The sequence below is a fragment of the Massilia sp. UBA6681 genome (assembly GCF_002454935.1).
Classification (GTDB): Bacteria; Pseudomonadota; Gammaproteobacteria; order Burkholderiales; family Burkholderiaceae_D; genus Telluria; species Telluria varians.
In genome coordinates, this window is the sequence record NZ_DKJX01000127.1 from 32,238 (window position 1) to 44,759 (window position 12,522).

12 protein-coding genes are annotated in these 12,522 nt (G+C 66.5%); all 12 read right to left on the reverse strand.

All coding sequences use genetic code 11. The features are described 5' to 3' along the window. Window positions 1-7 precede the first annotated feature (7 nt). Complete coding sequence (locus tag B2R83_RS23515; RefSeq protein WP_292045568.1) at window positions 8-1,246, reverse strand: cystathionine gamma-synthase family protein; 1,239 nt, start codon at window positions 1,244-1,246, stop codon at window positions 8-10. Window positions 1,247-1,250: 4 nt separating this feature from the next. Then, window positions 1,251-2,774, reverse strand: coding sequence for an amidophosphoribosyltransferase (gene purF / locus B2R83_RS23520; protein WP_036214332.1), 1,524 nt, complete (start codon window positions 2,772-2,774; stop codon window positions 1,251-1,253). A 37-nt stretch (window positions 2,775-2,811) separates the two neighbouring features. Beyond that, the gene (locus tag B2R83_RS23525) at window positions 2,812-3,300 is read right to left on the reverse strand and encodes a CvpA family protein (protein ID WP_027866743.1); all 489 of its coding nucleotides are present in this window, start codon (window positions 3,298-3,300) and stop codon (window positions 2,812-2,814) included. A gap of 28 nt (window positions 3,301-3,328) precedes the next feature. Continuing rightward, window positions 3,329-4,270 (reverse strand): SPOR domain-containing protein, encoded by a 942-nt coding sequence (locus tag B2R83_RS23530; RefSeq protein ID WP_292045572.1) that lies wholly within the window; start codon window positions 4,268-4,270, stop codon window positions 3,329-3,331. Between the two features lie 12 nt (window positions 4,271-4,282). Next, the gene (folC, locus tag B2R83_RS23535) at window positions 4,283-5,581 is read right to left on the reverse strand and encodes a bifunctional tetrahydrofolate synthase/dihydrofolate synthase (RefSeq protein ID WP_292045575.1); all 1,299 of its coding nucleotides are present in this window, start codon (window positions 5,579-5,581) and stop codon (window positions 4,283-4,285) included. A gap of 69 nt (window positions 5,582-5,650) precedes the next feature. Further along, window positions 5,651-6,523 (reverse strand): acetyl-CoA carboxylase, carboxyltransferase subunit beta, encoded by an 873-nt coding sequence (accD, locus tag B2R83_RS23540; protein WP_027866740.1) that lies wholly within the window; start codon window positions 6,521-6,523, stop codon window positions 5,651-5,653. 149 nt (window positions 6,524-6,672) lie between these two features. Beyond that, on the reverse strand, window positions 6,673-6,972 hold the full coding sequence (locus tag B2R83_RS23545) for a hypothetical protein (protein ID WP_292045577.1): 300 nt from the start codon (window positions 6,970-6,972) through the stop codon (window positions 6,673-6,675). A gap of 109 nt (window positions 6,973-7,081) precedes the next feature. Next, window positions 7,082-7,879, reverse strand: a complete 798-nt coding sequence (gene trpA, locus B2R83_RS23550) for a tryptophan synthase subunit alpha (protein ID WP_292045579.1) — start codon at window positions 7,877-7,879, stop codon at window positions 7,082-7,084. 43 nt (window positions 7,880-7,922) lie between these two features. Then, window positions 7,923-9,164 (reverse strand): tryptophan synthase subunit beta, encoded by a 1,242-nt coding sequence (gene trpB, locus B2R83_RS23555; protein ID WP_036214321.1) that lies wholly within the window; start codon window positions 9,162-9,164, stop codon window positions 7,923-7,925. After that, window positions 9,148-9,840 (reverse strand): phosphoribosylanthranilate isomerase, encoded by a 693-nt coding sequence (locus tag B2R83_RS23560; RefSeq protein ID WP_292045582.1) that lies wholly within the window; start codon window positions 9,838-9,840, stop codon window positions 9,148-9,150. Before B2R83_RS23560 ends, trpB begins: the two co-directional genes overlap by 17 nt. Window positions 9,841-9,860: 20 nt before the next feature. Next, the gene (truA, locus tag B2R83_RS23565; protein ID WP_292045584.1) at window positions 9,861-10,661 is read right to left on the reverse strand and encodes a tRNA pseudouridine(38-40) synthase TruA; all 801 of its coding nucleotides are present in this window, start codon (window positions 10,659-10,661) and stop codon (window positions 9,861-9,863) included. Continuing rightward, the coding region (locus B2R83_RS23570) for a FimV/HubP family polar landmark protein (protein ID WP_292045586.1) at window positions 10,658-12,522 on the reverse strand (1,865 nt) is incomplete at its 5' end. The genes truA and B2R83_RS23570, both read right to left, overlap by 4 nt.

Here is a 12,522-nt window from a genome sequence, read left to right on the forward strand (position 1 = left end):
ATTCTGCTTACGCCTCGAGCGCCTGGCGGAAGTCCGCCAGCAGGTCCTCGGTATCCTCGATGCCCACCGAGACGCGGATCAGGGACTCGGCGATGCCCATGCTGGCGCGCCGCTCCGCGCCCATCTCGAAGAAGATCGTGTGCGCCACCGGGATCACCAGGGTGCGGGTGTCGCCCAGGTTGCTGGCCGGGATGCCGAGCTTCAGGCGGTTCAGGTAGTCGAAGGGGTCGATACTATCAAGCAGCTCGAAGCTCATCAGCGAACCGCCGGCCCGGAACAGCTCCTGCGTAATGCCGTTCTGCGGATGCGAGGCCAGTCCCGGGTAGTGCACAGCCGCCACGCGCTCATCAAGCTCCAGCATCTGCGCCAGCGCCAGCGCATTCGCGCTGGTGCGTTCCATGCGCAGCGCCAGCGTCTCGGCGCCCACTGCGATGTGGTGCGCCGCTTCCGGCCCGAGGGCCGCACCGAAGTCGCGCAGGGCCTTGGCGCGCAGCTGGGCCAGGCCCTGGGCAGCTAGCGGCTGCTTGCGGAAGTTGGCCGCGATATGCGGATAGGCGCTCCAGTCGAACAGGCCGGTGTCGGTCAGGGCGCCGCCCAGCGCGATGCCGTGGCCGCCGATCGACTTGGTCAGCGAATTGACCACCAGGCCCGCCCCCACCGCCTTCGGGCGGAACAGCCAGGGCGTGGTCATGGTGTTGTCGACCACGTACAGGATGCCGCGTTCGCGGCACAGCTGGCCGATGCGCGCCAGGTCCGCCACCTGGGTGCGCGGGTTGGCGATGGTCTCGACGAACACCATGCGGGTATCGGGCCGGAGCACTGCTTCCACGTTGGCGACCTCGGTGGCATCGACGAAGTCCACCGCCACGCCCTGGGCTGCCACCGTCTGCCACAGGCTGTTGGTGTTCCCGAACAGGAAGGACGAGGAGACGATATGGTCGCCCGCCCTCAGCAGGCCCTGGAACAGCGCGCCGATGGCGCCCATGCCGGTCGCGAAACAGATCGTGCCGACGCCGTCTTCCATCTTGCTGATCTTGTCTTCGAGCGCGCTAACGGTCGGGTTGCCCTGGCGGCCGTAGCGGAAGCCCGGTTCCTTGCCCTGGAAGACCGAGGCCAGCTGGCGCGCATCGTTGTAGCCGAAGGCCACCGAGGTATGCACGGGCTTGTGCAGCGAGCCCTGCTCGATGCTTTTCCTGCGGTCGTTGTGCAGGATGGTGGTGGTGAAACCGTACTTCTGCTCGCTCATGGTCTTACTCCGCCGTGGCCGGACGGTTGAGATTGAGCTGGTTGGTGGCCGCATCCTCGACGCCCTTGCTGCCGCCCTTGTGGCGCGCGGATTCCTGGCGATCCAGGTATTCCGGCGTCACGTCGCCGGTCACGTAGACGCCGTCGAAGCAGGAGGCCTCGAAATTCTTCAGCGCCGGATTGACGTCCGAGATCGCCTTCTTGAGCGCATCGACGTCCTGGTAGACCAGGCGGTCGGCGGTGATCTCCGCGCAGATCTCCTCATTGGTGCGGCCATGGGCGATCAGCTCGTCGCGAGTCGGCATGTCGATGCCGTACACGTTCGGGTACAGCACCGGCGGCGCGGCCGAGGCGAAGAACACCTTGCGGGCGCCGGCGTCGCGCGCCATCTGCACGATTTCGCGGCTGGTGGTGCCGCGCACGATCGAATCGTCGACCAGCAGCACGTTCTTGTCCTTGAATTCGGAGGCGATCGCGTTGAGCTTCTGGCGCACCGACTTCTTGCGCATGTTCTGGCCCGGCATGATGAAGGTGCGGCCGATGTAGCGGTTCTTGATGAAGCCTTCGCGGTACTCGACGCCGAGCTTCAGGGCCAGCTGGATCGCGGCCGGACGCGAGGAATCCGGGATCGGCATCACGACGTCGATCTCGTCGACCGGGATCTCCTTGCGGATCTTGTCGGCCAGGTATTCGCCCATGCGCAGGCGGGTCGCGTAGACCGAGGCGCCGTCGATCACCGAGTCCGGACGGGCCAGGTACACGTATTCGAAAGCGCAGGGATTCAGCGACGGATTCTCGGCGCATTGACGCTCGTGCAGCTGGCCGTCGTTGGTGATGAACACCGCTTCGCCCGGCGCGATGTCGCGCACGAAGCGGAAGCCCAGGCCTTCCAGCGCCACCGATTCGCTCGCCACCAGGTACTCAAGGCCGTGCTCGCCCTCGTTCACGCCCAGGCACAGCGGACGGATGCCGAACGGGTCGCGGAAGGACAGCATGCCGTGGCCGGCGATCTGCGCCACCACGGCGTACGCCCCGCGCACGCGGCGGTGCACCGCGGCCACCGCCTTGAAGATGGCGTCGGTGTCCAGGTTGTAGCCGTCGGCCGCTTCCTGGATCTCGTGGGCCAGCACGTTCAGCAGCACTTCCGAATCGGAGTCGGTGTTGATGTGGCGGCGGTCGTTCTTGAACAGCTCTTCCTTGAGCTGGGCCTGGTTGGTCAGGTTGCCGTTGTGGGCCAGGGTGATGCCGAACGGGGCGTTGACGTAGAAGGGCTGCGCTTCTTCCTCGCTCGAGGAACCGGCGGTCGGATAGCGGCAGTGGCCGATACCGGTATTACCCTGCAGCGTACGCATGTTACGAGTACGGAACACGTCGCGCACCAGGCCATTGGCCTTGTACATCGAGAACATGCTGCTGTGATTGGTTGCAATACCCGCCGCGTCCTGGCCGCGATGCTGCAGCAGCAGCAAGGCGTCATACAGAAGCTGGTTGACGGGATTGTTCGAGACGACGCCGACGATGCCACACATGGTGCGCTCCTAAAACTGGATTGCTGATTACGAAAGATTAGTAGTTCACGTGCTGCGCCAGGGCAGCAGGGAGAAATGGTTTGACGGTGCGCGCTCCGGTTTCCGCCATCGGCGAGAGCAGCGCGTTCCTCCAGAAATCCTGTTGCGGGATGGACGTCATCCCACACAATATGACGGCGGCCAGCACGATTACAATGCCGCGCGCCAATCCAAATAATCCACCCAGGCCGCGGTCCGCGAGGCTCAGGCCGGTGGCCGTGATCAGGGCCCCGATCGCCAGCGACAGCAGGCCCATCAGGATGCGCACGCCGAGGAACAGCAGCACGAAGGCCATGATCAGGCGCGCGGTCTCGCCGGGAAGCAACTCGGGCAACATCGGCGCCAGTGTCGCCCCGTAGGCGTTCGCCACCACGAAGGCCACGATCCAGCCCAGCAGCGACAGGATCTCCTTGACCAGCCCGCGCAGGGTGGAAATGATGACCGACGATACCAGAACGAACAAGACCAGGTAATCGAAAATCGTCACGCCGCCAGCCCTTGCCTGCTACTGCGGATCAGAGCGGCACCATGGTGCCGGACAGGCCCATGGCGATGAGCTTGGAGCGGATCTTCTCGCCCTCTTCCTTGCTGTACGGACCCACGCGCACGCGGATCAGGTCACCGGATTTTTCGGTGAAGGAAGAGACGCCGGCGGCGCGCAGGCGGCCCTGCAGCTCATCGACCTTTTGCTGGGTCGCCAGCGCGGCCACCTGCACCACGTACTTCTGCGACGGGCCGGTGGCCTTCACGACCGGCTTGCCCTCCAGGATGGCCATGGCGCGCGCGGCGTCGTTCTGTACCGGGACCGGCTTCACCTCGACCGGCTTGACCGGCGGCTTCTCGGCAGGTTTTTCAAGCTTCTTCGGCTCCAGGTCGGCAACCTTCGGGTGCGCTTCCAACTTCGGCTCGCGCTTGGGCTCCGGCTTGACCGGTTCCGGCTTCGGCTCGGCCCTGGCCACGGCCGGCTCGGTGCGGGCGGTGTCGAGGGTGCGAACGGGCGGCGGATCGGCCGGCGCCGTCGCCACCCTGGCTGCGGGCGCCGGCGGCTGGGCCGTCTCGAGCGGCGCCTCGTCCATCGGCTCGACGATTTCCTCGCCGCTGTCGACGCTGGCCGCGGCGGGCACCGGCAAGGCCGCCGCCTTGTCCTTCGACGGGATGTTGATGGCGATATCGGCGCCGAGCGGCTTGGGCTCGGAATCGAGCAGCATCGGCAGGCCGACCGCCGCGGCGAGCGCCAGCGCGATCGCGCCTACCAGGCGGCGGCGCGCGCGCTTCTTCTCGGGGAGGATCGGATCGGCGCCGGCACGGCCACGGCCGCGGGTGGCGCCTTCGCCGGCGTTGGACGCGCGCTTGGCGCGGGCCTGCTGCCCATAGGCGGCGTCGTCATCCTTGACGAAGTGGCCGCTGTCCCGGACAGTGTCTTGCTTGTTTTTGCTACCGAACGAGAACAAGCCCATGCTTATCTAGAATCAGTGTAGTGAGTTTTTGCGGGCCGCCATGACGCCGGCGACCGTGTAGAACGAGCCAAAGACCACAATTCTATCATTCTCCCCAGCCCGGCTCACGGCATTCGCATAGGCGTCAAGCGGCGTGGCGAAAGTGGTGACCGAAAAATCACCCTCTTTCGCGCCCGCGGGCCCGATCGCCGCGAGCTTTTCGGCCAGCTGTTCCGGCTGCGCCGAGCGCGGCGACGGCAGCGCGGTGACGCACCAGTGGTCGACGATGCCCGTCAAGGGCGCGATCACGGCCTCGATGTCCTTGTCTTCCATGATGCCGAACACCGCGTAGGTGTAGCGGTGGAAGCCCATGTTGCCGAGGTTGTGCGCGAGGGCCGCCGCTGCGTGCGGGTTGTGGGCCACGTCCAGCACCTGGGTCGGACGGCCCGGCAGCACCTGGAAGCGTCCAGGCAGCTCGACCATGGCCAGGCCGGCGCGCACTTCCTGCGCGCCGCAGGGCAGCTGCATGCGCAGCACCTCGAGCGCGGCCAGCGCGGCCGAGGCGTTGAGCAGCTGGTTGGCGCCGCGCAGGGCCGGATAGGCCAGCGAATTGCGGCGCTGACCGCGGCCGCCATAGCTCCACTGCTGCTGGTCGCCCTGGTAGTTGAAGTCGCGGCCGAGCAGCCACAGGTCGGCGCCGATGCTTTCCGCGTGATCGATGAGCGATTGCGGGGGCACCGGGTCGCTGCAGATCGCGGCCTTCCCCGGACGGAAGATGCCGGCCTTTTCGAAGCCGATCTTCTCGCGGGTGTCGCCCAGGTAGTCGGTATGGTCGATGTCGACGCTGGTGACGATCGCCACGTCGGCGTCGACCACGTTGACCGCATCGAGGCGCCCGCCCAGGCCGACCTCGAGGATGGCGACGTCCACGCCGGCCTGCGAAATCAGGTGCATGATCGCCAGCGTGGTGAATTCGAAGTAGGTCAGCGAGACCTCGCCGCGCACGGCTTCGACCGCATTGAACGCCTGGATCAGCGCCTCATCGGACGCCATCTCGCCGTTGATGCGGGCGCGCTCGTTGAAGTCGAGGAAGTGCGGCTTGATGTACAGGCCGACGCGGTAGCCGGACTGCAGCAGCACGGCTTCCAGCATGGCGCAGGTCGAGCCCTTGCCGTTGGTGCCGGCTACCATGATCACGGGACAGCTGAAGGCGAGCCCCATGCGCTCCTTGACGGCGCGGACACGGTCGAGGCCCATGTCGATGTGGGTTTCGGCATGGCGCGACTCGAGCAGCGCCAGCCAGTCGGGCAAGGTGGTCGGAAGAGTGGACATTGGATGGACTTCGGTGAGTGCGCGCGGGGGCGCTGGTGCGGACGCCTGGGCGCCCGCACCGGGACGGGATCAGGCCAGCGCGTCGGCGGCCTGGTTTTGCAGCAGCGCCAGCAGGCGGGCGATTTCTTCGCGCATCTTGCGGCGGTCGACGATCATGTCGACGGCGCCCTTCTGCACCAGGAACTCGGCGCGCTGGAAGCCTTCCGGCAGCTTTTCGCGCACGGTGTTCTCGATCACGCGCGGGCCGGCGAAGCCGATCAGGGCCTTCGGCTCGGCGATAACGACGTCGCCCATGAAGGCGAACGAAGCCGAGACGCCGCCCATGGTCGGGTCGGTCAGCACGGAGATGAACGGCAGCTTCTTCTCGGACAGCTTGGTCAGCATGGCGGTGGTCTTGGCCATCTGCATCAGCGACAGCAGGCCTTCCTGCATGCGGGCGCCGCCGGTGGCGGTGATGCAGATGAAGGGCACCTTCTGCTCCAGCGCCACCTGGGCGCCGCGCACGAAGCGTTCGCCGACGACCGAACCCATCGAGCCGCCCATGAATTCGAATTCGAAGCAGGCCACGACGACCGGCAGGCTCATGATCGAGCCGCCCTGCACGATCAGGGCATCGGTCTCGCCGGTGGCGTCCATGGCCTGCTTGAGGCGGTCCGGGTACTTCTTGCTGTCCTTGAATTTCAGGGTATCGACCGGCAGGGTTTCCTGGCCGATGTCATAGCGCCCACCCTCGTCGAGCAGCGCATCGAGGCGCTCGCGGGCGCGGATGCGCATGTGGTGGTCGCACTTGGGGCAGACGTGCTGGTTCGATTCCAGGTCGGCGCGGTACAGGACCGATTCGCACGACGGGCACTTGACCCACAGCCCTTCCGGCATGGTCTTACTCTTGGCGGCATCGGAGCGCTGGATCCGTGGGGGCAGCAGTTTTTCTAGCCAACTCATCTTTTCTCCTTGCGGCAAGTCTTCGAAGTGGCGGTAGTGTAGCCGCAAGCGTGCCGCTTGTCGAATCATGTCGGCCTGCCAATTGCCATTCCGACATCAAATAAAAAAGGGCGCCATCGTGGCGCCCCCATGCCGCCGCGGTTGCCGCGTCAGGTCTTGGCTCCGACGCCGGGCATCTCGGCGACACTGTATTCCAAGCCGCCGACACGCCGCGCCACGAGGTTGTAAAGCCAGGCCACCAGACCGGTGCATAGGAACGTAATCAGACCATAAACAAGTGGGGCAATCAACAGCGTCATAATGGCTACACCAATGCCTGCGCCAAGACCGCCGCCGACGAAGCCGGCTGCTGTTACGAACAGCATGATGGGCAGCGACATTACTGCGTAAAGCACGGCCAGTACTTTAGCTGACTGAGCTACCGATACGTTGACAATCTGTATTTTCATCGCGGGATCCAAGAATTGTTTAGGGGAACAACGGATCCAATGTACTGCGATGATTTACAGGGCAAGACGCGGCAGCACAAACCGCGCCTTGCGTGAAGGCAACCTTCGTTCAGGCGTCCAGCGCGCTGCGGATACCCGAGGTGAAGCTGCGCACCGCGTCCACAGCCTGCTCCTTCGGCACCGACTCCAGCTCCTGGATGATGCGGCTGCCGATCACCACCGCGTCCGCCACTTCCGCCACCGCGCGGGCGGTGGCGCCGTCGCGGATGCCGAAACCGACGCCGATCGGCAGCTTGACATGCTCGCGGATCGACGCCACGCGGCGCGCCACGTCGGCCGTGTCGATGCTGCCGGCCCCGGTCACGCCCTTGAGCGAGACGTAGTAGCTGAAGCCGCTGCCGTACTGCGCCACCTGCTGCACCCGCTCCTTGGTCGAGGTCGGGGCCAGCAGGAAGATCAGGTCGAGCTCGTTGGCGCGCATCGCTTCGGCGAACGAAGCGCACTCTTCCGGCGGATAGTCGACCACGATCGCGCCGTCCGCGCCCGCTTCCTTCGCGCAGCGAATGAAGTTGTCGGGGCCGATGCGCTCGATCGGGTTGGCGTAGCCCATCAGGACCACCGGCGTCGTCGCATTCGTCTTGCGGAATTCGCGCACGAAACCGAAGACGTCCTGCAGGCCGACGTTGAACTTGAGCGCGCGCTCGCAAGCGCGCTGAATCACCGGGCCTTCGGCCATCGGGTCGGAAAACGGAACGCCCAGTTCCAGGACGTCGGCGCCGCCCTCCACCAGGGCGTGCATCAGCGGCACGGTCAGTTCGGGACCGGGGTCGCCGGCCGTGATGAAGGTGACGAGGCCGGTTTTATTTTGCGCCTTGAGGGCGGCAAAGGTCGATTCGATACGGGACATGCTGTTCTTTCTATTAAAGGTTCACGAGGGTGCGGGAAGACGGTCAGCTGAAATCCAGCCCCATCCTCTGCGCCACCGTGTGCATGTCCTTGTCGCCGCGGCCCGACAGGTTGACCAGGATGAGCTGGTCCTTCGGCAGCGTGGCCGCCAGCTTGGTCGCGTAGGCGATCGCATGCGAGGACTCCAGCGCCGGGATGATCCCCTCGATGCGGCAGCAGTCGTGGAAGGCCTGCAAGGCTTCCTCGTCCGTGATGCTCACGTATTCTGCGCGCTTGATGTCCTTCAGCCAGGCGTGCTCCGGCCCCACGCCCGGGTAATCCAGGCCGGCCGACACCGAATGCGTCTCGATGATCTGCCCGTTCTCGTCCTGCAGCAGGTAGGTGCGGTTGCCGTGCAACACGCCCGGGATGCCGGCGCTCAGGGACGCCGCATGCTTGCCCGTCTCCAGGCCCTCGCCCGCCGGTTCGACGCCGACCAGCTTCACGCCCGGCTCGTCGATGTAGGGATAGAAGATGCCCATCGCGTTCGAACCGCCGCCGACGCAGGCCAGCACGTAGTCCGGCTGGCGGCCGGTCATGGCCGGCATCTGCACGCGGCATTCCTCGCCGATCACGGACTGGAAGTCGCGTACCATCATCGGATACGGGTGCGGCCCCGCCACGGTGCCGATGATGTAGAAGGTGCTTTCGATGTTGGTGACCCAGTCGCGCATCGCTTCGTTGAGCGCGTCCTTCAGCGTCTTGGAGCCGGACTCCACCGGCACGACGGTCGCGCCCAGCAGTTTCATGCGGTAGACGTTCTGCGCCTGGCGCTTGACGTCCTCGCTGCCCATGTAGACCACGCACTCCATGCCGAAGCGCGCGCAGATGGTGGCGGTAGCCACGCCGTGCTGGCCCGCGCCGGTCTCGGCGATGATGCGCTTCTTGCCCATGCGGCGCGCCAGCAGGGCCTGGCCGATCACGTTGTTGATCTTGTGCGCACCGGTATGGTTCAGGTCTTCGCGCTTGAAGAAGATCTGGGCGCCGCCCACCTGCTCGGACCAGCGCTTGGCGTGGTAAACGGGCGACGGACGGCCGACGAAGTGGGCCAGTTCGTAGCGGAATTCCTCGAGGAATTCGGGGTCGTTCGAGAAGCGCGCGTAAGCCTCGTTCAATTCGGCCAGCGCATGCGACAGGGTCTCGGCGACGAAGCTGCCGCCGTAGGGGCCGAAGTGCCCGGTCTGGTCGGGCAGCTGGTAATCCGGGGTCTGGAACAGCGGCGTGTTGCCGCTAGGACGATCTTTCATGATGGTTCTCACTCGATGGGATGGCGTCGGCGGCCCGCACTGCGCCGATGAAATCGGCAAGCTTGCAGGCATCCTTGATGCCCTTCTGCGCTTCGACGCCACTGCTGACGTCGACCGCGAAGGGACGAACACGTAGCACCGCGTCAGTCGCGTTGTGTGCGTTCAACCCACCACTCAAAACGACCCGAGGCGCGAGCTCTTTTGGGACGAGAGACCAATCGAAGACCTTTCCTGCGCCGCCGTAGGCGTCCACCCAGGTATCCAGCAACAGGCCGGAGAACCAGGGACTGGCGGCGCGGTATATACCTTCGTATTCTAGCAGTTCGTCCGGGCTTGTGTCCGGCCGGACGCGGAAGGCTTTCACGAAGGGCCGCTGCACGGCAGCAGCCAGCGCCGCGCACTGCTCGACCGTCTCGTCGCCGTGGAACTGGATCAGCGACAGCGGCGCCCGTTCGGCGACCGCCCTCACCTCGTCCACCGTCGCGTTGACGAACAGCGCCACCGCGCTGACATAGGGCGGCAGCGTCCGGCACAGCTCGGCCGCCTGTTCCGGCGTGACGTAGCGCGGACTTTTCGGATAAAAAACGAAACCCAGCGCATCGGCGCCGGCACTGACGGCCGCGCGCAGGTCTTCCGCGCGCGTGATGCCGCAAATTTTGATACGGGTGCGTTGCATGTCGATGTCCAGGTAGTGGCTCAGAGCCACGGGAGCGGATGGGAAGGCTCCTGCGGCAGTCCCCACTTGGGATCGTAATCGATTTTCGCCAGGTACAGGCCGTCCGGCATGAAAGTGGGCGCGGCCACGTCGCGCGAGCGGCTCTCCAGCACTTCCTTCATCCAGCCGGGTTCGTTGCGGCCCGTGCCCACATAGATGAGCGAGCCGACGATGTTGCGCACCATGTGATGGAGAAAAGCGCTGGCGCGCACCGTGAACACGAGCAGGTCGCCGTAGCGCTGGATGCTCACCTCGTGCATCTGCTTGACCGGCGAATTGGCCTGGCAGCCCGAGGCGCGGAAGGCCGAGAAATCGTGCTCGCCGATCAGGTACTGGCCGGCTTCGCGCATCCGTTCCACGTCGAGCGGACGGAATACCCACCCGGCCCGGTTCGCCAGCAGCGCCGAGGGATTCGGGTTGTTGTACAGCACGTAGTGATAGGTGCGCGAGCGCGCCGAGAAGCGCGCGTGGAACTCGTTACCCTCGGCATCCGGCTTGACCTCGTGCGCCCAGCGCACCACGATCGAATCGGGCAGGAAGGCGTTCACGCCGCGCACCCAGCTCTGCATGGCGCGGTCGAGCTCGGTGTCGAAGTGGACCACCTGCTCGATGCCGTGCACGCCGGCGTCGGTGCGGCCGGCGCAGGTCGTGCCAAGGAAGGTACAGGCGAACTTCTCGAGGGCGATCTCGAGCTGGTCCTGGACCGTATTGCGCGCCGGCTGCTTCTGGTAGCCGTTCCAGGCGGTGCCTACATACTGGACACCCAGTGCGATGCGCCTCACGCCAGCAGGGAGCGCATTGCGCTGGCCTTGCTCACCTGTTCGCTGCTGCCACCCTTGATGACTTCATCGAGCAGCTCGCGCGCACCTTCCTTGTCGCCGATTTCCTGGTAGGCGATCGCGAGATCGAGCTTGGTTTCCATTTCCATGTGCTCCGGCGACAGCGCGGCCGGCTCCAGAGCCTCGCCCGGCACCGGCAGGTCTGCCGCGCTCACTGCGGGCTGCTCGAAGGACGGCAGCTCGAGGTCGATGTCGGCCAGGTCGAAGGACGGCTCGCTTGGTGCGGCGGCGGGCGCGACCGCCGGGAACTCGTCCAGGGCGAACGGGTCTTCGTCGGCGGCCGGGCTGGCTGCAGCTGCCGGCGGCGCGTCGAACTCGAAGGGCTCGACCGCAGGCTGGGACAGGCTCGGCGCGGGGCTTGGCACGGCCGGGCTGCCGAAGTCCATGGTATCGAGGTCGAACAGCGGATCGTCCGCACCGTTCGAGGTCGCCGTCGCGCCGAGGATGGCGGGCACCTCTTCGTGGAACGGGGTCGCCTCGGCCACGGCGGCGGGTGCCACAGCGGCAGGCGGCAGGCCGAAGTCCATGGTGTCCAGGTCGAACAGCGGGTCCTCTTCGGCGGCGGCCGGGGCCAGCACCGGCACCTCGTCTTCGTCGACCGCGGGCAGCGGCGGCAGGTCGAATTCGGCGGCCAGGCCGGCCATGTCGCGGTCCGTGGCGCCCGGGACGGCGGCGGCCACATCCGGCTGCGCGGCGGTTTCCGGCTCGCCGAAGCTCATGTCGAAGGCGAGATCGAAAGGCTCTTCGCTGGCCGGCGCAGGCGCGGCGCCGAGGTCGGGCGGCGTGATCGGATCGAGCGCGAAGTCGAGGTCCGGCACGGCGGTGTCGTCAAGCGCGGCGTCGCGGCCGGGGCCGGTCATGGCGATCGGTTCGGTGCTGGCGACCGGTTCGAAGCTCAGGCCGCCGAGGTCGAAGTCGAGCGAGTTGTCCTCGAGGCGCTGCTCGGCCACCGGAGCGGCGAGCACATCGGCTTCCGGCACGGCAGTCGCGTCCTGCTGCTCGTCGTGGTCCATCGCGGCGTAGGCCGCACCGGCCACGGCGCCTGCGCCCAGGGCCGCCATCGGGGCGCCGCCGCGGAACGAGGCTTCGAGCTGCTGCGACAGCAGCGACTGCTGGTCGCGCTCCTGCGGGCTCGGGTTCGGTGCGACCGGCGCCGCACCGGCGGCAGCGGCATACAGCGGATTGGACGGGTCGATGCTCAGGCCGAGCGCGGCCGCCTGGGCCCACTCGTCACCCATGCCGCGCGTCAGGCTGTACAGCTCGCTGGCCTGGGTCTCGAAGGCGCGCAGGTCCTTGCGGGCGGCATAGATCTCGAGCAGCTTCAGGCGCACGGCATGGCGTTCCGGATGGGTGCGCAAGGCTTCCTTCAGGATCTCCTCGGCCTGGGCGTCGCGGCCGTAGGCGATGTAGACGTCGGCTTCCGCGACCGGGTCGACTTCATTGGTGTCGAGCTGGGAGGCCGACGGGGCGAAGCTGGAATTGAACACGCTGTTGCTGGTGTCGACGCTCTGACCACCGGTTTGCGCGAACAGCGAGTGCGCGCCCTGGGTCGGCACGCCCAGCACCGAGGGCTCGGCGACGACGCCCTTGGCGCCGTCCTGCTTTTTCCGGCGGCGCTGCGAGATGCCCAGCGCGCCGAGCAGCAGGATGGCGGCGCCGGCGGCGACGATATTGATGTTGTCCATCAGGGTATCGGCGAAGCCCTTCTCCGCGGGCTTGGGCGCGGCCGGTGCTGCCGGCTTGGCTGTCGGGGCCGGCTTGGCTGCCGGTGCGGCGGGCGTGGCGGTGGCGGCGCCGGCGACGG

Coding starts and splice junctions, on each gene's coding strand:
- B2R83_RS23515 (WP_292045568.1), bottom strand. CDS start 1,246: ATGAGCGAGCAGAAGTACGGTTTCACCACCACCATCCTGCACAACGAC.
- B2R83_RS23560 (WP_292045582.1), bottom strand. CDS start 9,840: ATGCAACGCACCCGTATCAAAATTTGCGGCATCACGCGCGCGGAAGAC.
- B2R83_RS23530 (WP_292045572.1), bottom strand. CDS start 4,270: ATGGGCTTGTTCTCGTTCGGTAGCAAAAACAAGCAAGACACTGTCCGG.
- B2R83_RS23545 (WP_292045577.1), bottom strand. CDS start 6,972: ATGAAAATACAGATTGTCAACGTATCGGTAGCTCAGTCAGCTAAAGTA.
- accD (WP_027866740.1), bottom strand. CDS start 6,523: ATGAGTTGGCTAGAAAAACTGCTGCCCCCACGGATCCAGCGCTCCGAT.
- folC (WP_292045575.1), bottom strand. CDS start 5,581: ATGTCCACTCTTCCGACCACCTTGCCCGACTGGCTGGCGCTGCTCGAG.
- purF (WP_036214332.1), bottom strand. CDS start 2,774: ATGTGTGGCATCGTCGGCGTCGTCTCGAACAATCCCGTCAACCAGCTT.
- trpA (WP_292045579.1), bottom strand. CDS start 7,879: ATGTCCCGTATCGAATCGACCTTTGCCGCCCTCAAGGCGCAAAATAAA.
- trpB (WP_036214321.1), bottom strand. CDS start 9,164: ATGAAAGATCGTCCTAGCGGCAACACGCCGCTGTTCCAGACCCCGGAT.